The organism is Nonlabens dokdonensis (genome assembly GCF_002162835.1).
Lineage (GTDB): Bacteria > Bacteroidota > Bacteroidia > Flavobacteriales > Flavobacteriaceae > Nonlabens > Nonlabens dokdonensis_B.
In genome coordinates, this window is record NZ_MAAX01000039.1 from 1 (window position 1) to 21,894 (window position 21,894).

Annotated in this window: 16 protein-coding genes; 4 read left to right on the plus strand and 12 right to left on the minus strand. The window is 35.1% G+C overall.

Annotation, left to right across the window (positions count from 1 at the left end):
• From A9Q93_RS02410 to A9Q93_RS02420, 3 genes are all read right to left on the minus strand, one after another.
• On the minus strand, positions 1 to 2,210 hold a 2,210-nt coding region (locus A9Q93_RS02410; protein WP_303685787.1), incomplete at its 3' end, for a PIG-L family deacetylase.
• Between the two features lie 189 nt (positions 2,211 to 2,399).
• Positions 2,400 to 3,176 (minus strand): DUF1206 domain-containing protein, encoded by a 777-nt coding sequence (locus A9Q93_RS02415; RefSeq protein ID WP_303685788.1) that lies wholly within the window; start codon positions 3,174 to 3,176, stop codon positions 2,400 to 2,402.
• Positions 3,177 to 3,245: 69 nt separating this feature from the next.
• A complete protein-coding gene (locus A9Q93_RS02420) occupies positions 3,246 to 4,358 on the minus strand; it encodes a serine hydrolase (RefSeq protein WP_303685789.1) in 1,113 nt (370 codons plus the stop codon).
• A gap of 142 nt (positions 4,359 to 4,500) precedes the next feature.
• On the opposite strand from A9Q93_RS02420, the gene A9Q93_RS02425 reads away from it, so the two are divergent.
• The 4 genes from A9Q93_RS02425 (at position 4,501) to A9Q93_RS02440 (ending at position 11,591) form a co-directional block, all read left to right on the plus strand.
• Positions 4,501 to 8,034 carry a methylmalonyl-CoA mutase family protein gene (locus A9Q93_RS02425; protein WP_303685790.1) on the plus strand — a complete coding sequence of 1,178 codons (3,534 nt, stop codon included), beginning with the start codon at positions 4,501 to 4,503 and terminating at the stop codon, positions 8,032 to 8,034.
• A 55-nt stretch (positions 8,035 to 8,089) separates the two neighbouring features.
• A complete protein-coding gene (locus A9Q93_RS02430) occupies positions 8,090 to 9,160 on the plus strand; it encodes an NAD(P)/FAD-dependent oxidoreductase (RefSeq protein ID WP_303685791.1) in 1,071 nt (356 codons plus the stop codon).
• Positions 9,161 to 9,342: 182 nt separating this feature from the next.
• Positions 9,343 to 10,302, plus strand: a complete 960-nt coding sequence (locus A9Q93_RS02435; RefSeq protein WP_303685792.1) for a DUF3078 domain-containing protein — start codon at positions 9,343 to 9,345, stop codon at positions 10,300 to 10,302.
• A 212-nt stretch (positions 10,303 to 10,514) separates the two neighbouring features.
• Positions 10,515 to 11,591 (plus strand): endonuclease/exonuclease/phosphatase family protein, encoded by a 1,077-nt coding sequence (locus A9Q93_RS02440; RefSeq protein ID WP_303685793.1) that lies wholly within the window; start codon positions 10,515 to 10,517, stop codon positions 11,589 to 11,591.
• 25 nt (positions 11,592 to 11,616) lie between these two features.
• On the opposite strand, the gene crcB is transcribed toward A9Q93_RS02440, so the two are convergent.
• The 9 genes from crcB to A9Q93_RS02485 form a co-directional block, all read right to left on the minus strand.
• Positions 11,617 to 11,985 (minus strand): fluoride efflux transporter CrcB, encoded by a 369-nt coding sequence (gene crcB / locus A9Q93_RS02445; RefSeq protein ID WP_303685794.1) that lies wholly within the window; start codon positions 11,983 to 11,985, stop codon positions 11,617 to 11,619.
• Positions 11,986 to 13,008 (minus strand): SRPBCC family protein, encoded by a 1,023-nt coding sequence (locus tag A9Q93_RS02450; RefSeq protein WP_303685795.1) that lies wholly within the window; start codon positions 13,006 to 13,008, stop codon positions 11,986 to 11,988. It lies immediately after the preceding gene.
• Positions 13,009 to 13,353: 345 nt separating this feature from the next.
• Positions 13,354 to 13,980, minus strand: a complete 627-nt coding sequence (locus A9Q93_RS02455) for a response regulator transcription factor (RefSeq protein WP_303685796.1) — start codon at positions 13,978 to 13,980, stop codon at positions 13,354 to 13,356.
• A complete protein-coding gene (locus A9Q93_RS02460; RefSeq protein ID WP_303685797.1) occupies positions 13,958 to 15,751 on the minus strand; it encodes a sensor histidine kinase in 1,794 nt (597 codons plus the stop codon). The genes A9Q93_RS02455 and A9Q93_RS02460 overlap by 23 nt, the downstream gene beginning before the upstream one ends.
• Positions 15,741 to 16,319: a hypothetical protein gene (locus tag A9Q93_RS02465; protein WP_303685798.1), complete on the minus strand. Its 579-nt coding sequence runs from the start codon at positions 16,317 to 16,319 to the stop codon at positions 15,741 to 15,743. The genes A9Q93_RS02460 and A9Q93_RS02465 overlap by 11 nt, the downstream gene beginning before the upstream one ends.
• A 180-nt stretch (positions 16,320 to 16,499) precedes the next feature.
• Positions 16,500 to 17,840 (minus strand): M28 family metallopeptidase, encoded by a 1,341-nt coding sequence (locus A9Q93_RS02470; protein ID WP_303685799.1) that lies wholly within the window; start codon positions 17,838 to 17,840, stop codon positions 16,500 to 16,502.
• 160 nt (positions 17,841 to 18,000) lie between these two features.
• Complete coding sequence (locus tag A9Q93_RS02475; RefSeq protein WP_303685800.1) at positions 18,001 to 18,861, minus strand: mechanosensitive ion channel family protein; 861 nt, start codon at positions 18,859 to 18,861, stop codon at positions 18,001 to 18,003.
• A 176-nt stretch (positions 18,862 to 19,037) separates the two neighbouring features.
• A complete protein-coding gene (locus A9Q93_RS02480; RefSeq protein ID WP_303685801.1) occupies positions 19,038 to 19,859 on the minus strand; it encodes a mechanosensitive ion channel family protein in 822 nt (273 codons plus the stop codon).
• 136 nt (positions 19,860 to 19,995) lie between these two features.
• Complete coding sequence (locus tag A9Q93_RS02485; protein WP_303685802.1) at positions 19,996 to 21,813, minus strand: acyl-CoA dehydrogenase family protein; 1,818 nt, start codon at positions 21,811 to 21,813, stop codon at positions 19,996 to 19,998.
• Positions 21,814 to 21,894: the final 81 nt, after the last annotated feature.

Genomic DNA, 21,894 nt, shown 5'->3' on the forward strand with positions numbered 1-21,894 from the left:
TTTACGGTAGCATTTTCGTCAGTTACTCGCTTTCGCGAAAGCGTAATAGGTAAAGGCCCTAAAGCATCTGGGCTTATTCTCCTGCTCGTATTATATTGCATCAGCAGTGTACCGCCATTTTTAACGTAAGAATCTAATCTAGGTTGTAACGCTGCCATATCTTCTTTGGCAACATTGTAAGCCCTAATGCCTATAACAACAGCATCATACTTAGACAAGTCTGAAGGAACTTCACTAGGCTCAAATTTAAAAACTTTACTACCTATTGCTTCTATCGCTTGTGCTACATCATCTCCTGCACCATTGATGTAAGCTACGGTTTGCGCTCTGTTTTGAAGTCCAGGTTTTACCACTTGAGACTCATTATCTTTCACTAGTTGCTGGTCTGGAATATGATCGTAATCAATACTTATCACTTCTTGAGAATAGGTTTTAAGACCTAATTTCACTAATCCAGAGATGAAACCTCTACTAGCATTTTGAGGTGGCTTCACCTGAAAAGTAAAGGTCTTTTTCTCTCCTTTCTCTAGTGCCTTAATCGCAAAGTTCATAGGTGTTACTATCCATTGATCAGGATGGCAAAGCTCTAGAGTACCATTTTCTATCCTCTTATTAGCGCTTACAGTTACTTGAATAGGTTGAATCGTATTTCCTGAGAATACATAAACAGGATTTTCTATACTTACTGCTACTTCTGGAACGATATAAAATGGTTCATTAACTTCTCCTCGTACTGGATCGGTTCTTTTATGAATGATGGGAATTTCTCGATAAAGCTCTGTTCCATTGAGTTCGATGAGCGCTCTGACCATAAACTCACTTTGTTTCTCTGGTAAACCTGTAAGACTGCGATCTTTAAAACTATACATTCCCAATGTGCCTTTCTCTTTTAAATAATATGGAGTGCTAGCTTCATAAATGGCAGGAATTTGAAGTTTTCCAGAAACTCTTTTACTTTCATTTTGATCTAAAGAAAAGGACTTTTCTTTAATGGTAACTAATTGATTAGAGAGTAGGCTAACTTTAAATTCTTGATCAGATCGATTAGTCAATTCTATCGCAACCTCTAGCGATTCTCCTGCGGTTGCGGTATTAGTAGCAACACTTGCCTCTAGATAAACACCTGTTATATCAAGAAGAATCTGGTCTAGTTCTTCAAGCTTGATGTTTTTCCAGTGCTCTTCTTTGAGATTAGAGATTTGTGATCTCAACTTCAATAAGTCAGGAATACTAGCTGTAGGTTTCTTGAAGTTATAATTTGCTATAATAGAATTTAATTGAGTTTGTATGCGGCTACCACCTTTCACACGTGTCCATGTGGTATTAATACCTGAAAATAAATCAGATTTATCGGTAGGGAAAGAACCCTTCAGGTATTCTAAATATTCAGTTTGAGTACCTCGAGAACCGCTACTGCCAAAGCCTTGAGATTTGTGCTGGCTTCTACTTAGAGCTGCTATTTCGCTATTAGATAACCCTTTATGCGGATAATAGGTACCTGCGTCTATTTCTAGAAGATTTGTTTTATCTGCCTTTTCAAAAGCTTCTTGACTGCCATAAAACCACCAGCTCGTGTTAAAAAATATGCGTTGCGCTTGCCAGGTGTCTAGATTTTTTAATTGATTTGCATACACTGTTTTATCTGCTGCATATTCGAAGACTTTCATACTTAACATGGCGCTAGTCGTATGATGTCCGTGAGTTGTTCCAGGAGTGCGATGGTTGAACCTATTAATAATTACATCTGGCTTAAATTCCCTTATAATTTGAACCATATCTTCCATCACCTCTTGCTGGTTCCATATTTCTAAAGTTTCATCAGGATGCTTTGAATAACCAAAATCGTTTGCACGTGTAAAAAACTGTTGCCCGCCGTCTACATTTCTTGCTTCTAGAAGTTCTTGTGTTCTTATCATTCCTAATTGCTCTCGCAGTTGAGGACCTATAAGGTTTTGTCCACCATCACCTCTTGTTAAGGATAAATAAGCTGTTCTTGCCATTTTATCGTTAGCCAGCGATGATATAAGTCTGGTATTTTCATCGTCTGGATGTGCAGCAACGTATAATGCGGTTCCTAAAAAACCTAACTTCTCAATATTGTGATAGATTTCGGCAGTGTTAGGTTGCTTATGAGCAAGTCTATTCTCCTGAGCAACAGCAGTTGATAAGAATAATAATATAATCGTAGAGGTAAAAATAAAATTCTTCATACAGTTCGTGAAGATAGAATTTTCAAATCTTAATATTTTGTGAAGTTTTACTTTCAAGAATCTATTTATGAAGCTGGACAAAGAGTTAAAACTAAACTAGACTTTCTAAGAATAATATGATTTTTGTTTTATAATTCCGCTTTCGCGAAAGCGCAATTACTAAAAAATGAATTCAATTCAAATCTAGATTTATTTAATAGGAATGTTACGGTGTTTACCGCTTAAAATAAGATAAAGGCCGTAACAAGTTAGTCCAGAGGCTACTATTCCCATGATAACCGCTCCGTACTGAACACTCATGAATTGGAATGCAGCATCTGCGCCTTTAGGTAGATTTCTGAGTCCGTAATATAAAGATCTAAACATAATATAGGAAAACACACCAAATACTATTCCTCTACTGAAACGTCCTATACGACCTAACAACATAAGGTATTTATACTGTGTATCAGTAAGTTCTTCTTTATGCATCATTTTATCCATCATAACAGAAAATGAAATCCACCATTCATTTACAGCACTTACAGCAAGTCCAGTAGCAATTATAAATACAATGATTTTTCCCCAAATAGTTTGTAATAAGACAATTTTCCAACCATCATCGCCAGACTCATCTGGCATGCCAAAAAGTAATTTTAAACAGCTAAAAAGTAACAAACAATAACCTAACCCATTAATGAAATAGGCAGCCCTACGATATAGAGGTTTTTCATGAGAACCATCATAATCTTGCTTGTTAAACGTCAAGTAGAATCTTGAGAAAATATATCCGGCGAGTCCTATACTCATTGCAAATAGTAGGACTCTACCGTAGGTTAATCTAGAAATCCATTGCAATACATCATCACCACCTTTAAGAGCATAGCTCAACTGAAAAGCTGTTATGAGTGCCATAATGCCCATTAAGCCAAAAACTACTCCTTTAGTAGCTATTCCTATACGACTGTATCTTCTGTAATTTCTCAATTAATTAATTTAAATAAAAAAGGTAAAGATAAAGTGCAGAAAGAATACAGCTTTGAAATTACCAAAACTTTAGTTTTCCATTACCTCTGTTAATTTTTCCCACATTTCATCATGAAAAGTAACTGGTACTAAACTACCAGATGGTTCATTACCCATTCTTATAACTACCATATTCATACTAGGTACCACATCTATAAACTGTCCATTTTTTCCTAGCGCGCTAATCATATCAGATGGGCCAGATGGTGTTAGGGATGAAGGAATTGTTGCGGTAGATCCTGGAAATCTTAAGGTGCTTTTCCCATTTAACCACCATAAATAACCGTAAGCTTCATTGATATTCTGCGAGGTGTTTGTCATGGCATTAAAATAAGCACTATCACCTAATATGGTAGTGCCATCCCAATTACCTTCGGCTAGTGTAAGTAAACCAAATCGTGCCGCACTTCTAGCGTCGCTAAAATACACATTGCTCGATTGAGCTGTATTTGTCCAGAATCCAGTCATACCTATTTTATTTGCAATGGCGGTATTAGTATATTGATTATTAGTCATACCAGTGGCATTTTCAATAATATCATGAACAATTAAGTAGGTAGCATTATGATAGTACCACTCATTTCCTGCATCAGTAAGATAGTTGAAACACGATGGGTCATAACATTCTTGATTTGTGACGTTATAATCTATTCCTGTGGTGAATGTTAAATGATTTTTTATGGTTATTAAATCTTCTTTAACTTGTAGCATGCTGGTCCATCCATTCCCCAAATAATCAGAACTTTTATCGTCGATATTTAAAAAACCTTCTTCTTGAGCAATACCTACTAAAGTGCCAGTTAAAGATTTTCCAGCACTTGCCCAGTACCAAGTACTGCTCACATCAAACGGCTGACCTAATAGGTCATTATTCCAATATTTTTCTACCACAATCTTACCATCAACTAGAACAATAAAAGCTCGTGTCTCATTTTGCTCTAAAAAAGTGTTAAGTTCAGTAAGCTTTTGATTATCCCATTGTAAATCTGTTGGAGAAGTTGTCTCCCATGTGTCACCAGTTAATGGAGGGAAATATGTCGAATCCACTGGATCATCAATTATATTATCGCTGCTATCATCGCTAGAACTACAAGAAGCAAATAAACAAATAATAGAATATAATAGGTAAAATGTAGTTTTCATAGTCATGAGTTAAGTCTCTAAAATAGTAAAACAGTATATGCTTTAAGCTATGACTATAAATAATTGTAAAAGTTTAAAAACAATCTCTCTTACTACGTTATCGATTTCGTAATTTTGCAAACCATAAAATGAGATTATCATAATGCAAGATCAAACTCCATACGTTCCAGTAAATAAAGTAAGAATAGTAACGGCTGCCAGTCTTTTTGATGGTCACGATGCTGCTATTAACATCATGCGTCGCATCATTCAGTCTACCGGCTGTGAAGTCATTCATTTAGGTCACGATAGAAGTGTAGAAGAAGTGGTAAACACTGCTATTCAGGAAGATGCAAATGGTATCGCAATGACTTCTTATCAAGGTGGACATAACGAGTATTTTAAATACATGCGTGATTTGCTTGTAGAAAAAGGTGCTGGTCACATCAAGATTTTTGGTGGTGGTGGTGGCGTGATTCTACCATCAGAGATTCAAGAATTGATGGATTATGGAATCACACGCATCTATTCACCAGATGATGGACGTGAGATGGGATTACAAGGAATGATTAATGACTTAGTGAAGCAATGTGATGTTCCTGTTCCACCCATTCCTGTTAAGGAATCAACTGACCAGGACGCGAAAGCGCAATTAAACGGCGAATTGCTCCAAAACCATGTTCCGACCATTGCTAGATTAATCTCGCTAGCAGAAAACCGTCACGAGGACTTTGAAAAGCATTTTGCAGAAGCCGATAAAACTGAAAAACAGGCACCAGTTCTAGGAATTACAGGAACCGGTGGAGCTGGAAAGTCATCACTTGTAGATGAATTAATACGCAGGTTTTTAATCGATTTCCCAGAGAAAAATATAGGAATCATATCTGTAGATCCATCAAAACGTAAAACTGGTGGTGCATTATTAGGTGATAGAATACGCATGAACGCTATTAATAACGATCGTGTTTACATGAGGTCTCTGGCAACTAGGCAATCTAATCTAGCACTTTCTAAACATGTGCAAGAAGCCGTAGATGTATTAAAAGCTTCAGACTATGATTTAATCATTTTAGAAACTAGTGGAATAGGGCAGAGCGATACTGAGATTTTAGAACACAGCGATGTGTCTTTATATGTAATGACACCAGAATTTGGTGCAGCGACACAACTAGAGAAAATCGACATGCTTGATTTTGCAGACGTAGTGGCCATCAACAAATTTGATAAACGTGGTTCACTAGATGCATTACGCGATGTAAAAAAACAATACCAGCGCAATCATAACCTTTGGGAAGCAGATCCAGAAACTCTACCAGTTTATGGAACCATCGCCAGCCAATTCAACGATCCAGGAATGAATGCGTTGTATGAAGCGCTAATGGCTGAGGTTACAGAAAAAACAGGTGTAGATTTAAGTTCACAAAACGAACTCAATAAAGCACAAAGTGAGAAAATCTTTGTGATCCCACCATCGAGAACACGTTATCTAAGTGAAATCGCAGAAAGTAACAGAGCTTATGATAATACTGCCGCATCTCAATCTAAAGTAGCACAGAAATTATATGGCGTTTTTCAAACGGTCAATACTTTATTAGATCAAAATGAAAACGCACCTGCGGTAGAAAACAGAGAGCGTTTAATTACTGATAAAGGATTAAATGAAGAGTACATTTTATCTCTTGTTTTAGCAGACGATGCAGATTTTATGAATCTTCTAATCGCCCAATTCAACAAATCATTAAAAGACCTTGATCCATATAACTGGGAAGTAATTACCGGTTGGGATGAAAAAGTAAATAAATACAAGCAGCCTATTTATGAGTTTCAAGTACGTGATAAAGTCATAAAAATTGAAACGCATACCGAGTCACTTTCTCATAAAATGATTCCTAAAGTTGCACTACCTAAGTATAGCGCTTGGGGCGATATTTTAAAATGGTGTTTGCAAGAAAATGTACCAGGAGAATTTCCTTATACCGCAGGATTATATCCGTTTAAAAGAACAGGTGAAGATCCTACAAGAATGTTTGCCGGTGAAGGTGGACCAGAACGTACAAATAAGCGTTTTCACTATGTAAGTCTTGGAATGCCAGCAAAACGTTTAAGTACTGCTTTTGATAGTGTGACCTTATACGGTAACGATCCAGGATTGCGACCAGATATTTATGGAAAAATCGGTAATGCTGGAGTAAGTATTTGCTGTCTAGATGATGCAAAGAAATTGTATTCTGGATTTGATTTGTCACACGCCATGACCTCGGTTTCTATGACTATTAATGGTCCAGCACCTATGTTGTTAGGATTCTTTATGAACGCAGCGATAGACCAGAATTGTGAAAGATTTATCACTGAGAATGGTCTAGGCGATAAAGTAGAGGCAAAGCTTAAAGAGGTTTATGATGATAATAATGTAGAACGTCCTTCTTATTTAAACGCTCAAGGCGAAAAAGTATATTCTAAAAATGGACAGGTTGATACCAGCAAGCTGCCTGAAGGAAACGACGGATTAGGTTTGATGCTTTTAGGATTGACAGGAGATCAAATCTTAGATCCAGCAGACTATGCTCGTATCAAACAAGAAACGCTAGCACAAGTACGTGGTACTGTTCAAGCAGATATCTTAAAAGAAGATCAGGCACAAAACACCTGTATTTTCTCTACAGAATTTGCTTTGCGTTTAATGGGTGACGTACAACAGTATTTTATAGAAGAAAAAGTGCGTAACTTCTATAGTGTATCTATTTCAGGATACCACATCGCAGAGGCTGGCGCAAATCCTATCACGCAATTGGCTTTCACATTAGCAAACGGATTCACTTATGTGGAATACTATCTAAGTCGTGGAATGGACATCAATAAATTTGGTCCTAACTTGAGTTTCTTCTTCTCGAACGGTATTGATCCAGAATATTCTGTGATAGGTCGTGTGGCGAGAAAGATTTGGGCCAAAGCGATGAAGAACAAATATGGAGCAAACTCTCGTGCTCAAATGTTAAAATACCACATTCAGACTAGTGGTCGTTCACTACATGCACAAGAGATTGATTTTAATGATATCCGTACGACATTGCAAGCACTGTATGCGATTAATGATAACTGTAACTCATTGCATACTAATGCTTATGACGAGGCGATTACCACACCTACAGAGGAATCTGTAAGACGTGCGATGGCGATTCAGTTAATTATTAATAAAGAATTAGGTCTTGCCAAAAATGAGAATCCTATTCAAGGAGCCTTCATTATAGAAGAGCTGACAGACCTAGTCGAAGCAGCTGTACTAGAAGAATTTGATAGAATCACTGAGCGTGGTGGCGTGCTAGGTGCAATGGAAACGATGTACCAGCGCAGTAAGATTCAAGAAGAATCTATGCACTACGAGATGTTAAAGCACACAGGCGAGTTCCCAATCATAGGAGTAAATACATTCCTAAGTTCTAAAGGTAGCCCAACCGTTTTACCAGCTGAGGTGATCCGTGCGACGGAAGAAGAGAAACAAGCTCAAATTGCTACTAAGGATAATTTGCATACCGCTTTCGCGAAAGCGCAACAAGAACAATTATCTAACATACAACAGGCAGCTGTAAAACAGGAAAACATCTTTGAACATTTAATGGAAGCAACAAAAATCTGTACACTAGGTCAAATTACGGAGGCGTTGTTTGAAGTAGGAGGACAATATAGAAGAAATATGTAAATAAGCTCTTAACGTGGTTTGTATAAAGTTTTCAAATTATAGAAGTTAAAAGTTCATGAGTAGTAAAGTATACGATTACATAATTATAGGTGCAGCACAGGCTGGACTGTCTATGGCGTATCATTTACAGAAAAAGGATAAGAACTTTTTAATCCTTGATGGTGGAAAAGAAATAGGTGAGTCCTGGCTCAATCGCTGGGATTCTCTTCAACTATTTACCACTACAGAGTATAATCATTTACCTGGTTTTAAATTTAAAGCACCCAAAGGACATTACCCCAGTAAAGTTGAAGTGGCGCAATATTTTAAGGATTATGTAAATCATTTTTCACTACCAGTCCGATTAAATACCTTGATTACCTCAGTAGGTAAGAAAGATGGTGTCTTTTATTTGGAACACAATACTGGTACTCTTCATGCAGCTCAAGTTATTGTCGCAACAGGACCTTTTCATACACCTTATACACCACCATGCCATCGCAATATTGCAGAATCTGTGGTGCAAATGCATAGTAATTATTACAAAGGATTACATCAATTGCAAGATGGAGATGCATTAGTAGTAGGTGCCGGAGATTCTGGGTATCAAATTCTCGATGAAATATCAGCTAGTGGAAATAGAAAGGTATTTTTTTCTGGAGATACCACCGTTAAATCCATACCGCAACAATTCCTAGGTAAAACCATCTGGTGGTGGTTTACAAAAACCGGTTTTTTAAGTTTTAATAAATACAGTTGGATGGGGAAAAAGATCATTTCTTCTAGACAACCGGTCATAGGAACTGATGTAAAAGAAATATTATCGAGAGAAAACGTAGAAGCGGTAGGAAGGACTAAAAATGCGGTAGAAAACGAGATTATCTTTGAATCTAAAAAGGTAAAAACCATCAAAAATGTCGTTTGGGCCACAGGATATCGACCTAATTTTTCTTGGATTGAAGGTCTAGAATTAGATGAAGATCATTATCCTAAAAACTACCGTGGTGTTAGTAATATTGAAGGTTTATACTTCATAGGATTGCCATGGATGTACACGAGAGGCTCTGCCACTTTGGGTGGTGTTTCTAAAGATGCTGCTTATCTAGTGGAAAGATTGCTTGAGGCCGAGAATGAGGTTTTGGTTTAAACTGATGAAGTCTGCTTTTAATAAAAATTTACGAGCCTTTTCTTATGAAGAGGCTTTTTTATGTTCTGCTTACGCGAAAGCGGAAATCTTACCTTAAACAAAACTTAAAGAAACCTTAATGTTTTGATGTAGTTTTTGCCAAGTTGAAGGGTTTAATATATTTGCTGTAAAGCCATTTTGATTTGACTCGCTTCATACTATTTACATTCTGCATTCTTATACATTTAACATCGCTCGCTCAAGATAGCATACCTAAAACGCCACCATCTAATTGGGCTTCTTGGGGTAGAGTGAGTTTTATTTTTAATCAAAGTGCGTTTAATGAGGAATGGCAAGGTGGTGGAGTTACTAATGTTTCTGGAGACATCAGTTTAAATTATGATTTCCAATTTAAAAGAAAAAAGTTTTCTTGGGATACCAGATTGATTACAGAATTTGGGCTGTCGCAGGTTAAAGATCAGCGATTTATACGTAAAACGACTGACAGGTTTGAAATTAATAGTATCATAGGTAATCAAATTAATAAAAGCAACTGGAATTACAGTACGATATTTAATTTTAGAACACAGCTTGTTTCAGGGTATGAATTTTTTAATCGTGAAGACACAAATCCTGACGGTTTATCTACAACTATACAGGATAGAAATGAAATTTCTGGTGGTTTTTCTCCTTCTTATTTTCAGCTAGGATTAGGGATTTTATGGAAAAAGTCTAAAACGCTCAACCTCAATATTGCCCCAGCAACTACTAGGTTAATAACGGTTGCTTCTCGATTTACAGACGTAGACGTTAACGACCCAGAAGCTTTAGAGAATTATGAGCCTTTCTTTGGAGTTGAGGCAAACAAAACCGCAAGATGGGAAGTAGGCGCTGCATTACGCGGTTATTCAAAATTTGAGGTGGCAAAGAATATACAGATGGAAAATGTTTTAAGCCTTTACAGTGATTACCTCGATGAGCCAGAGAATGTAGATATAGACTTTACACTCAATTTATTTCTTAAAGTAAATAAATACATAAGCGGTAATTTTGCTTTTCAGACTATATATGATGACAACACCATCAGAGGTTTTCAGGTACGTCAGGTAATAGGCTTAGGTTTTAAGTACAACCTAGGAGAAAAACCAGAAAAGCAAGCTTAATAGCTGCTATCTCCTTTAGGTTAGCTCGTTAATCTATAAATATTCATTGTGTTTTTTCTATATCGCTTACGCGAAAGCGGAACATCTTCCAAAGCTTCATTGCATTACTGTTTAAATTATCAATGACAGATATTAAGACGTGATGTAGGAATTTTATTAAATCTTCCTAAAGAAGGGAAACTTTACTTCAATGATTACTTATCTTTAAAATTATGTGGAGAAAAACGTTTCAGATTATAGGAATTATTGCAGCAGTTATGAGTCTATTACCATTGCTGGCAGCAGATTATTGGTGGATTAGAGTATTTGATTTTCCACACTTGCAGTTTACAGGTTTTACCCTATTAGCTATAATACTGTATTTTTTTACCTTCAAGCCAAAATGGATCAACGATTACTTTTACATCGTTATATTGTTAGGGTGCTTTTCATTTCAACTATATAGATTTATAGATTACACACCATTTTTTCCGGAAGAGGTTCAAACTAGTTCTGAAGATATTGCAACAGAAAATATGGTGAGCATATATACTGCAAATTTGCTTCAAAAAAATAAGGAGAGTCAACCATTATTTGAAGAAATTAGAGAAAAACAACCAGATATTATTGTATTTACAGAAGCTAATAAGCGCTGGAGTAATTTGATAAAAAGCAATATAGGGTCTTCTTATACTTATAAAATTGAAGAGCCTCTAGAAAATACTTATGGGATGCTGGTGTATTCAAAATTTGAGTTAGTAGATGGTGTTGTTAAATACCGTGTAGATCCTGAAATACCATCCATAGATGCAAAGGTTAAACTGAGAAATGGTGCACTAGTTCAATTGCACGCCATACATCCTACGCCGCCTATGCCACAACATAATCCTCGCAGTACTGACCGTGATAAAGAATTAATGCAAATAGCTTTTGCCAGTAAAGAATCTGAGTTACCAGTGATAGTAATAGGAGATTTTAATGATGTTGCCTGGTCTGATAGTACACAATTAACTAAAACAGTCGGTAAATTATTAGATGTAAGAATAGGAAGAGGTTTCTATAATACGTATCATGCACAGTATCCTATTTTTAGATGGTCTTTAGATCATATTTTAACGTCATCAGAATTCAGGTTAAAAAATCTCGGGACTGGTGTTGATTTTGGTAGTGACCATTTTCCATATTGGGCTATTTTATCATTTGAACCTGAGCTTTCTAAGGAACAAAAACCTGAAGAGCCTAGTAAAACAGAGTTACAACAAGCCATGGATCAAATGAATAAGAAAGATAGTAGTAAGAACGAAAATTAGAGAGCGCTTTACTTTAATTCTAATCCTAGATGAGCTTATTAATAAAGGAGTACCCAATTGCAGCTGCTGTAATGCCTAGAATAATGCTAAGAACTATATATAGCAAGGCAGTCATATAAGTCGCATTTTTTATGAGTAGAAATAGCTCCAAACTAAAAGTAGAAAATGTGGTAAGTCCACCACAAAAACCAATACCTAGCAGCACGTACCAATGATAGGTAAATTCATCTTTTTGAAACGCAGCTAGAAAACCACCTAGTAATAAACAACCCAGTAAATTTACACTTAGTGTAGGCAGCCACTTGAACTCGTTTACATTTAATAAGGTAGATATGTAGAATCTTAATGTGCTACCTAATCCACCTCCAATAAAGACTAAGATTAATGCTTTCATCTAAAGTATAGGAAAATAAATTTCAGTAAGGTAATCTGCAGGATTAGGTGTTAAGTCAGAATTTGTTTTATAAATTTCATATATAGGTAGTTCTGATCTTTCAAGGCCATTTTGTTTGATAAACTCTTTACCTTTATTCCATGCCGCTGTAATATTATCATAAGATCCCTTTAATGTGACCTTAACGGCTTTTCCAGGCTCTTGGTAACTACTAAGGATGTTACTTCCAGTAGCGGTAATTTCTCGGTTTTGTACAGGTACCGCAGCAGAAAAGATAGTACTATTATTTAAAGGATCTAATTTTTCATAAATGATTCTAGGCATTCCGTACATGTCTATATTATTACGTTGCATGTAAGACATTATGTTTTGTAACATTTGAGATTTTAATTCTGGGATGTTATTTAATTTAGAACTAGAAGACATATATAGAAAATAACCACCACCAGTTTCAATTATCCCATCAACATTTATAGAGAAAACTTTCATTTGTTGTAAAACTACTTGTTCTAGGTTTTCTAGACCTTTTTCATACATAGGAGTGATTTCCTCTTCCATATTAAATCCGAATAATGTCCCAATAACTTTATCTAGAAGTCCTTGTTCTCCTTTAGTATTCCAAATTACTTTTGTGCCGTTTTCTACTTCTATCAATTTCATGGTAACTTCACTATTAGATTCAGTCATGCCATTGTCGTAAAACATATCCATAGAAATAGACGTATTGGGCTCGATACCATTGATTGTCATTTTACCATTACCATATTCATCTGTAAAGGAATAATATCCATTTACACCTTGGGTTTGTGTTCCCATTGTAGATGTTACAGACTCATCTTCTAGCCATGGATTCCAATTTTCCCAATTTTTGAAATCTTCTATTTGTTCAAAGATTACTTGTGGAGGCGCTTGTATAGTTCTACTTTGAGTAATATCGTAAGAACCATCTTTAAGCGTGAAAAATATGGATCCTCCTATAATAATTATGAGGAGTAGGATAAATGAGTATTTTAAAACTTTCATGTACTGAGATTAATAATCAAAGATACAATTATTGATTTTTACTTCATACTTAAGAATAATGAGCAGATTGTAAAATCAGGACTGAAGATCACTGAACAATTTAAATGTAACATCTTATCAAAATAAAAACTGCCAGATTAAGATCTGGCAGCTCTATGAGAAAGTCATAGATATATGAACTTTCTTCCCCCTAAAAATTTGTTTTGTTTTTCCTATTACTATTATACAGTAAAAGTAAGAACCTTCTTTTAATCTTAAAATACCCATTAAGGGGTATAAATTGTTAAAGTTTGAGATTCAAATTATTTATGTTATCTCTCACAATTACTCTAGCAATTGAAAGAGTTATTTATAATGCTTAAATAAGTTTAATGCATATCTCATAAGTTCACCTTTTCCATGAAGATCTAATTTTTGAATCATGTTTTTACGGTGTTTAGAAACAGTACTTACTGCTGTAAATCTTTCTGCTGCAATTTCTGAGGAACTTTTTCCTTGTGCTATTAATTTTAAAATCTCTCGCTCACTAGGTGATAAAATTGTTTTTGCTTTTGATTTTTCAGATTTTTCTATTGATTCTATATCAATGGAAGGATCAAAATATCGCTCACCAGCAGCTACTTTTAAAATAGCCTTTCTAACTTCATTCAAGGCTCTTCTTTTAAGAACATAACCACTGGCTCCTGCCTTTACCATATCTCTTATGGCATCTTCATTTTCAAACATAGAAAATGCAATGACCTTTGTATTAGGGTAGCTTTCTCCTATTTTAGTGCAAAGCGTCACACCATCCATTCTAGGCATATTTACATCGCTTAAAACAACATCTGCAATTTTAAGATTCAAGATCTCTAACAATTCTTTACCATCTTTTGCAGTACCTATGACATTAATTTCTTCATCATATTTAAAAAGTAATTTAAGACCATCAATTAAGGATTCATGGTCTTCAGCTATAATTAGTTTGATCATAATAGGGAATATCAATGTTTATAGTTGTTCCTCTTCCAGGATGAGAGTCCACCTCAAATGTACCATCAAGATTTTCTACTCGTTTCTCTATATTTATTAAACCCATGCCATCAGTCTCAGGTAGTACCGTAGCATTAAAGCCTCTACCATTGTCCTCTACCATTATATTTAAATTCTCATCATATGAGGTTAAATTGATAGTAGCATTTGTAGCTTGAGCATGTTTAATAATATTATTCAATAATTCTTGCACAGTTCTAAAAATAATGAGTTCAATACTGCTTTCTAATTTTTTATCTAATCCGTGATGAATTAATTCTACAGTAAGCTTATTACTTGACGTAATTTTATCAGCTAGAGCCTGTAAAGAAGGGATAAGACCTCTACTAGCGAGCACACCATTATTTCTATTATGGGACATATTTCTTATAGTCTCATAGGTATCGTCTAATATTTTTTCGGTTCGGTTATATACTTCAAGACCTTGCTCATCTTTTACATTGCTTTTTAAATTTTCAAAATACAATTTTACGGTAGTTAAAGAACTTCCTAAGTTATCATGTAATTCTTCAGCTAGCCGTTTACGTTCTTTTTCTTGGCCGCTTATCATAGCGTCTATAGTAGCCAGCTCCTGATTTTTAAGAATAGTATCTGCTCTTTGTTTCTCTAATTCTTGTTCTTTTTGAGCAAGTAATTTTTTCTTGCGCTGGTTGTTATAAATGAATAGACCCAGAAGTGCTAGAAAAATTACACTACCTAATAACAGATATATTTGAGTTCGTTGATTTTTCTTATCTGCTTGTAATTGTAAATTTTCTTTTTCTTTTTCAGCTGTCTTGAACTTAGTTTCTAATTCTTCTAAGGATCTGGCAGCATCGATAGTTTTTAAGGAATCAGATATTCTTATTTTGTTCCGGTACAAAGTAGCACTGCGTTTATAATTGTTGTTTAGATAATACGCATCCGCAAGATTTCTAGTTACCATTACCATTTTTTCGTGATTTTCAATAGGGTAATGTTCCTCGAGAGCTTTCTTAAAATAAATTATAGCCTCCTTGTATTGTTTAGATTTTTTTAAAGTAATTCCTTTACTATTGTATAAATCTTTGAGAGTTTCAAAATCTTCTATTTGTTTATAGTAAGGAATAAGTACATTAAAATAATGCAGTGCAGAATCGCCATGACTAGCTAGATCATGTACGATACCTAAATTTAATTCAATAGTTTTAACAAGTTTAGATAAGTTATTGTTTTTTGCAATCTTTTTAGATTCACGAAGTAACCTTAAAGAGCGATTGATGCTTGTTTCGCTTTCATAATCTTCATTATAAACATAATAAAAATTACAGTTCACAAGCATTTTAGGATCTTGTGTAAGTTGTGCGATTTGACAATTCTCCGATACCAAATCCTCAAAAGGTAACGCATTTTCAACACTAGATAGATAGGTATAAATAAGTTCATCATTAATTTTAAATCTAAAATTGAGTGAATCTTTAGGAACTTTATCTTTAGCCTTTAATAATAGTTGATATGGCTGTACTAAATCAGTAGTAGTATTTGAAGTAGTTATAGCACTTTCATAATAATATCTAGCCTTGTTTGCATTAGATAATCCAATAGTGTCAATTTCAGAAATGAGCGTTTTAGATTGGTCAAAATGAGCATTTTTATTTAAACTCTCTAAATCATTTAACTTTTCTGATTGTGCATGACAATTTTGGAATAGACCTATTACTATTACAAGTATTAAAAATGTTTTAGTTTCCACTATTGATACTAGGCCTTTTAAATGAATGTCCTTTTTTAAGAGGGATTAATGTATCATCCATCCTTTTAAAACACTCTAAGCCATCTTCATAAGTATAGATTATAGTCTTAAAATCTTTATTAGGAGTCGTGTCATTTAGAATGGATCCGTTAATAGTATTTGAGGTATTACCTGTTCCAGCCGATTTGTACAAAACGATTTTTAACGCATATTCTCCATCAATAATTTCAAACGTTGCTGTTTTAACATTCTTAAAACCATTTTTTGATGTAAAGTCAATTTTTGTAACTTTATTAGTCGTTGTGTCCATGTAAAAAGTACCAATAAGCCCTACATTCACATTTAATCCAGTCTCTGCAATATTGTGTGTTGCTACACTTTTTGTTATTTGTAGTTCGCTCTCCAGTATTGAGCAGTATTTATACATTAAGGCATCTTGCATTTTAGCCTTATCAGTTAACGAGGTATTTTCAACTTCGTTATCGTCTAATTCATTGTTACGGTTTGAATCTTTACAAGCGATTAATAGAATAAAACAAATGCAGATAAGGGATAATTTAAATTTCATAATGGTTGGTTTTATATTTAATAAAAATGAATAAAATTGTTAAGCCATAACATACCCCATAAAGGGTATTTATCAATTTAATCTTTAAAGTAACTGATTTTTAATTCAATAAACAAATGAGTTTAACAAAAAAAGCCCGTCTAATACAGACAGGCTTATACTTTATAATATTTGATTTATTTACCTAAAAACTCCACTAGGAAAACTCACCATACTTTCTATACCATCTTTACCTACCGCTGCAACTCCAAAAAATGAATTATCTATTACAATTTCCTTTAAAGTATGTTCAGTAACATTTCCTACATATCGCGAATGATCCCAAGTTGGACTAGTCGTATCACGCCAGTAGATTTTATAACCAACGGCATCTTTTACCTTATCCCATTTTAATTTAGCATCTGCCTCTACGATTCCACCTATTTTCACATTTTGTGGTCGAGTAGGAGCCCAAGCAAGTTGCGCTAAATTAATAGCGTTGACGGCTGTAAGTTTACGAGCATATGGAAAATTAATATGTTCTACAACATCTCCATACGCAATCCCATTCTCTGTTCTAATATTTTGATGCTGTTGTGTATAATTTTCGTGCGCTTCCATAATACGTATTCCAGGAAAACCTAAATCAGCAAAAGGCCTGTGATGTCCACCACGACCAAAACGATCTAATCTATATACCATCATAGGCTTCATTTCTGGCATATAAGCTTTTACTGACTTATGGATATAACGAGCCAGCTGTCTAGAAATACCATCTACTTCACCACCATAAAACCTACGACCATTACGCTGGCGTTCTGTCTCAGTAGGGTCTGTAGGTTCTGAGAAAATTCTGAACTCTCTGTTATCAATGACTCCATCTACACCTTTTATATTTCCTATCATATCGTTGTTCAAAAAGCCTATGACATTCCATTCTTTCTTCTTTGCATATTCAGCAAGACCTTTACCACCAAATAATCCTTGCTCTTCACCACTCAAACCTACGTACACGATACTGTTTTTAAACTTACGCTTGCTTAAAACTCTTGCTGCTTCTATAGTACCAGCCATACCACTCGCGTTATCATTTGCTCCAGGAGCATCAGTGGTAAAATCCATCGTATCACTAGCTCTAGAATCTATATCACCACTCATCATCACCATGTCATTAGGATTTGTAGTACCACGTTGTATAGCAACTACATTAACCACAAAAGCATCTTTAGGAACGCGACTTCCCATATCTGTAGTAACTAGATCTTTTTGGTAAAAAACTTCAAGGCAACCACCACAATCTGCAGATATTTTATCAAACTCTGCTTTGATCCATCTTCTTGCAGCACCTATTCCACGAGAATCACTTATGGTATCAGAAAAAGTGTTTCTTGTTCCAAAACCAGCAAGAGTACGCACATCGCTCTCGATACGATCAGCTCTTACTTCGTCAATTATCTGATATAAGTCCATTTGATGCTCTGTAGGGACTTGAGTATAAGAAATCGTGGATACGAGTAATAAAATGGGTAATAAAAATTTCATATGTTACATTTTAGAGATCTAAGATAAGCGCAAACCTGAAACTTTTTCTTTAGTAATTGTTAAATGGAATTGTTTAGGAAGCACGCTTTCGCGAAAGCGAGATCAAAAAAAAGCCAGTTTACCTAAAAACTGACTTTAAACACTAAATAATCTTAAAAAACTAGGCCTCTTTTTTAATTTCTACAGCGTGTGGATATGGAATTTCAATATTTTCTTTATCTAGAGTCAACTTTGTATTTTCAACAGTCCAGAAATAAACGTCCCAATAATCTTCTGGTTTACAATATGGTCTAACCGCAAGATTTACTGAACTATCTGCTAGCTCACTCACGTTTACAGAAGGTGCTGGATCTTTAAGAACTTTAGGATTAGATTTTAACATAGCGAGGAGAGCTTCTTTGGCTTGTTTCATATCTTCTCTATAACCTATCCCTACCGTGGTGTCTACTCTCATTTTACCTTCAGCAGTGTAGTTTACCACATTACCGTTTGCCATAGGACCGTTAGGAACAATGGCAAGTTTATTTTGTGGTGTGATTAACTTAGTAACTAAAATATCTATTTCTTTTACACTTCCTAGCTCTCCTTGAGCTTCTATTAAATCACCTATTTTATAAGGCTTAAAGATTAAAATTAAAACTCCACCAGCAAAATTAGATAAAGACCCTTGTAAAGCAAGTCCTATAGCAAGTCCAGCTGCTGCGAGAATGGCTGCAAAACTAGCTGTCTCAATACCTAATGTACCTGCAACAGTAACTATGAGTAATACCGTAAGTATCCATTTTACGAGATTAGTTAAGAACTTTCTCAATGTGAGATCGTAATCTCTTTTCTCCATCAACTTGCAGATTACTTTTACTAATTTTTTAATAATAAATGCTCCTATTATGTAAATTAATATGGCTTTTAATAAGGGCACGCCGTACTCTAAAACATAACTAGTAATGTTCTCAATACTGAATCCACTGGAGTCAATATTGATATCTGCATTTTCTGCTTCGACAATAGGGTTTTGAATCATTTTAATTAATTTATAGGTTGTTTAAAACAAATCTATTAACCTAATTATCAGATTGTAAAAATGATCCTTGTCTTTTGAAGTGTTGGTTATTAATCAGCAAAACATTGCTTCTCACCGGATATATATAAAGAAGCCGCTTTGTTTAAAAAGCGGCTTCTTTATATTTAGAATATTTTTTATCCTTCTTTGTGTATTTCTACTTGATGTGGATAAGGAATTTCAACGCCTATGGCATCTAGTGCAGGTTTGAAATTTTTCTGTAAATAGAAGTTGACAGTCCAGACATCAGCAGTTAATGTATAAGGTCTTACGATAATGTTGATGGAGCTTCCAGCATTTTCTGTTACTTCTACTATAGGAGCAGGTTCTTCAAGAACAAGAGGATGATCTGTACAGAGTTTTCTTAGTGTTTCTAGAACTTTAGGTATATCTGCATCGTAACTTACACCTATCATAGTCTCACACCTTAAAATACCTTCTGCATTAAAGTTAATTATATTACCGTTAAGTAGAGGACCGTTAGGGATTATAGCAAGTTTACGGGAAAAGGTAACAACTTTAGTTTGTAAAATATCAATCTCTTTTATAGTTCCTGTAATTCCTTGTGCTTCTATAGTATCACCTACTTTGAATGGTTTAAATAGCAACAGCAAAACTCCACCAGCAAAATTAGATAGTGATCCTTGTAAAGCTAATCCTATGGCTAGTCCGGCAGCTGCTATAATCGCTGCAAAGCTAGTCGTTTGAATTCCTAAGGTTCCTACAATAGTTACAATAAGTAAAATCCAAAGTGACCAACTAATAAGGTTAAGGAGAAATTTTTCTAAAGTAACATCGTAAGCTCTCAATTTCATGAACTTTCCTGCTACTTTTACCAGTCTTTTTATCAACCATCTACCTATAATATATATAAGGATAGCCTTTAAAAGTGGTATACCATATTCTAGGATGAGTTCAAATCCTTTTTCTATATTGAAGTTCTCAAATAATTGTTTCATAGGTTACAAATTTATGATATGCATGAACGATCGATGTTTATGTATTGTTAATACTTGAACCATTTTAACAAACAAAACCGCTATCAGTATAAACTAATAGCGGTTTGAACTTAACTTAAACTAACTGTTTAAAGAGTTACGACATTGTAAAAGGATATTTTTTTTCTCCAGCTACTTTGTCTGCAACTACATTACGTAGTTCGATAATATTAGGAAGGTTTACAAACTTAGTAAAACGTTTAAGTCCCATAAGCATCATACGTTGCTCATCACCTTCAGCAAAGCTTGAGATTCCTTCTTCAGCTCTGTTTTGAATAATCTTCACAGCATTATAAAGATATAATTGAGACATTGCTATTTGCTCTTTTTGCTCTTCTACACTAGTGCGCGCGATGTTCTTTTGAGTTCTCAAAATAGCACTTTCGGCCATGTAGATTTCAATCAGGATATCTGATGCTGCTAGCAACAGTTGTTGATTTTGCTCTAATTCTGTTCCAAATTTTTGTACAGCACTTCCAGCCACCATTAAGAACACTTTCTTAAGTTTCTTAATCATGTCCATTTCTTCAGATAATGGTTCAGAAAAATCTGGAGTATCAAAAGATGGAATAGAAGTCAATTCATTTCCCACGGCCATTGCTGGCTCTAGTAGGTTCACATGACCTTTCATCGCTTTTTTAACAAGCATTCCTACGGCTAGCATACGGTTGATCTCGTTAGTACCTTCATAGATACGTGAGATACGTGCATCACGCCATGCAGCTTCCATAGGTGCATCAGCACTGAAGCCCATACCTCCATAAATTTGAATACCTTCATCACTACAGTTTTGCATATCTTCAGATACAGCAACTTTAAGAATCGAACATTCAATTGCAAATTCTTCTACACCTTTCAATTCTGCCTCAGCAAATGTTGCTCCTTCTTCTTGACGTAAGTGAATTCTATTCTCAATATCTTTTGCAGCTCTGTAAGATGCACTTTCACCTACATAGGCGTTAGTTGCCATCTCAGCAAGTTTTTTTCTAATCGCACCAAATTTTGCAATAGGCGTTTTAAATTGCTCACGCTCGTTTGCATAATTAGTTGCTAGAGTGATTACACGACGTTGCGCATCTAGACATGCCGCAGCTAGTTTAATACGACCTACATTTAGTGCATTCATGGCGATTTTAAATCCTTCACCACGGCCAGCAAGCATATTTTCTACAGGAACTAAACAGTCATTGAAGAAAACCTGACGAGTAGAAGAGGAGTGGATACCTAATTTGTGCTCTTCTTCACCCATGGAAATTCCATTACTAGGGTCATTCTCTACAATAAACCCAGTAATATTTTTATCATCTTCTAATCTTGCAAAAACTACAAACACATTACAGAAACCTGCATTTGAGATCCACATTTTTTGACCATTGATCTTGTAATGTTTACCGTCTTCAGTAAGTTCTGCTTTCGTTTTTCCAGAATTTGCATCAGATCCTGCTCCAGGCTCTGTCAAACAGTAAGCTCCAAACCACTCACCAGTAGCTAATTTAGGAACGTATTTTTTCTTTTGCTCTTCCGTACCATAAAGTGTGATAGGCATAGTACCTATTCCTGTATGTGCACCAAATGCTGTAGCAATAGATCCAGTTGCTCCAGATATATAATCACATACTAACATGGTTGAGACAAAGCCCATACCTAATCCATCATATTCTTCTGGCACAGCGATTCCTAAGAATCCCATTTCTCCAGCTTTGCGCATTACCTCTTCAGTAAGCGCATAGTCTTTCTTTTCAAAACGTTCTTTATGAGGAACGATCTCTTTATCCACAAACTCAGTTACGGATTCACGCATCATTTTTTGCTCATCAGAAAAATCTTCTGGAGTAAAAATATCTGATGGATTTGATTCTTTAACGATGAACTGTCCACCGCGGATCATTGCTTTATCTATAGTTTCTGTTGACATTGCTTTTGTCTTTTAATTTAAAAATTCATAAACTCCACAAGCTCCTTGACCAGTTCCTACACACATAGTAACTAATCCGTA

What these genes read in the sequence shown, in the direction of transcription:
- A9Q93_RS02420 (WP_303685789.1), bottom strand. Translation starts at nt 4,358, where the DNA reads ATGAAAACTACATTTTACCTATTATATTCTATTATTTGTTTATTTGCT.
- A9Q93_RS02425 (WP_303685790.1), top strand. Translation starts at nt 4,501, where the DNA reads ATGCAAGATCAAACTCCATACGTTCCAGTAAATAAAGTAAGAATAGTA.
- A9Q93_RS02430 (WP_303685791.1), top strand. Translation starts at nt 8,090, where the DNA reads ATGAGTAGTAAAGTATACGATTACATAATTATAGGTGCAGCACAGGCT.
- A9Q93_RS02440 (WP_303685793.1), top strand. Translation starts at nt 10,515, where the DNA reads ATGTGGAGAAAAACGTTTCAGATTATAGGAATTATTGCAGCAGTTATG.
- crcB (WP_303685794.1), bottom strand. Translation starts at nt 11,985, where the DNA reads ATGAAAGCATTAATCTTAGTCTTTATTGGAGGTGGATTAGGTAGCACA.
- A9Q93_RS02450 (WP_303685795.1), bottom strand. Translation starts at nt 13,008, where the DNA reads ATGAAAGTTTTAAAATACTCATTTATCCTACTCCTCATAATTATTATA.
- A9Q93_RS02455 (WP_303685796.1), bottom strand. Translation starts at nt 13,980, where the DNA reads ATGATCAAACTAATTATAGCTGAAGACCATGAATCCTTAATTGATGGT.
- A9Q93_RS02465 (WP_303685798.1), bottom strand. Translation starts at nt 16,319, where the DNA reads ATGAAATTTAAATTATCCCTTATCTGCATTTGTTTTATTCTATTAATC.
- A9Q93_RS02470 (WP_303685799.1), bottom strand. Translation starts at nt 17,840, where the DNA reads ATGAAATTTTTATTACCCATTTTATTACTCGTATCCACGATTTCTTAT.
- A9Q93_RS02475 (WP_303685800.1), bottom strand. Translation starts at nt 18,861, where the DNA reads ATGATTCAAAACCCTATTGTCGAAGCAGAAAATGCAGATATCAATATT.
- A9Q93_RS02480 (WP_303685801.1), bottom strand. Translation starts at nt 19,859, where the DNA reads ATGAAACAATTATTTGAGAACTTCAATATAGAAAAAGGATTTGAACTC.
- A9Q93_RS02485 (WP_303685802.1), bottom strand. Translation starts at nt 21,813, where the DNA reads ATGTCAACAGAAACTATAGATAAAGCAATGATCCGCGGTGGACAGTTC.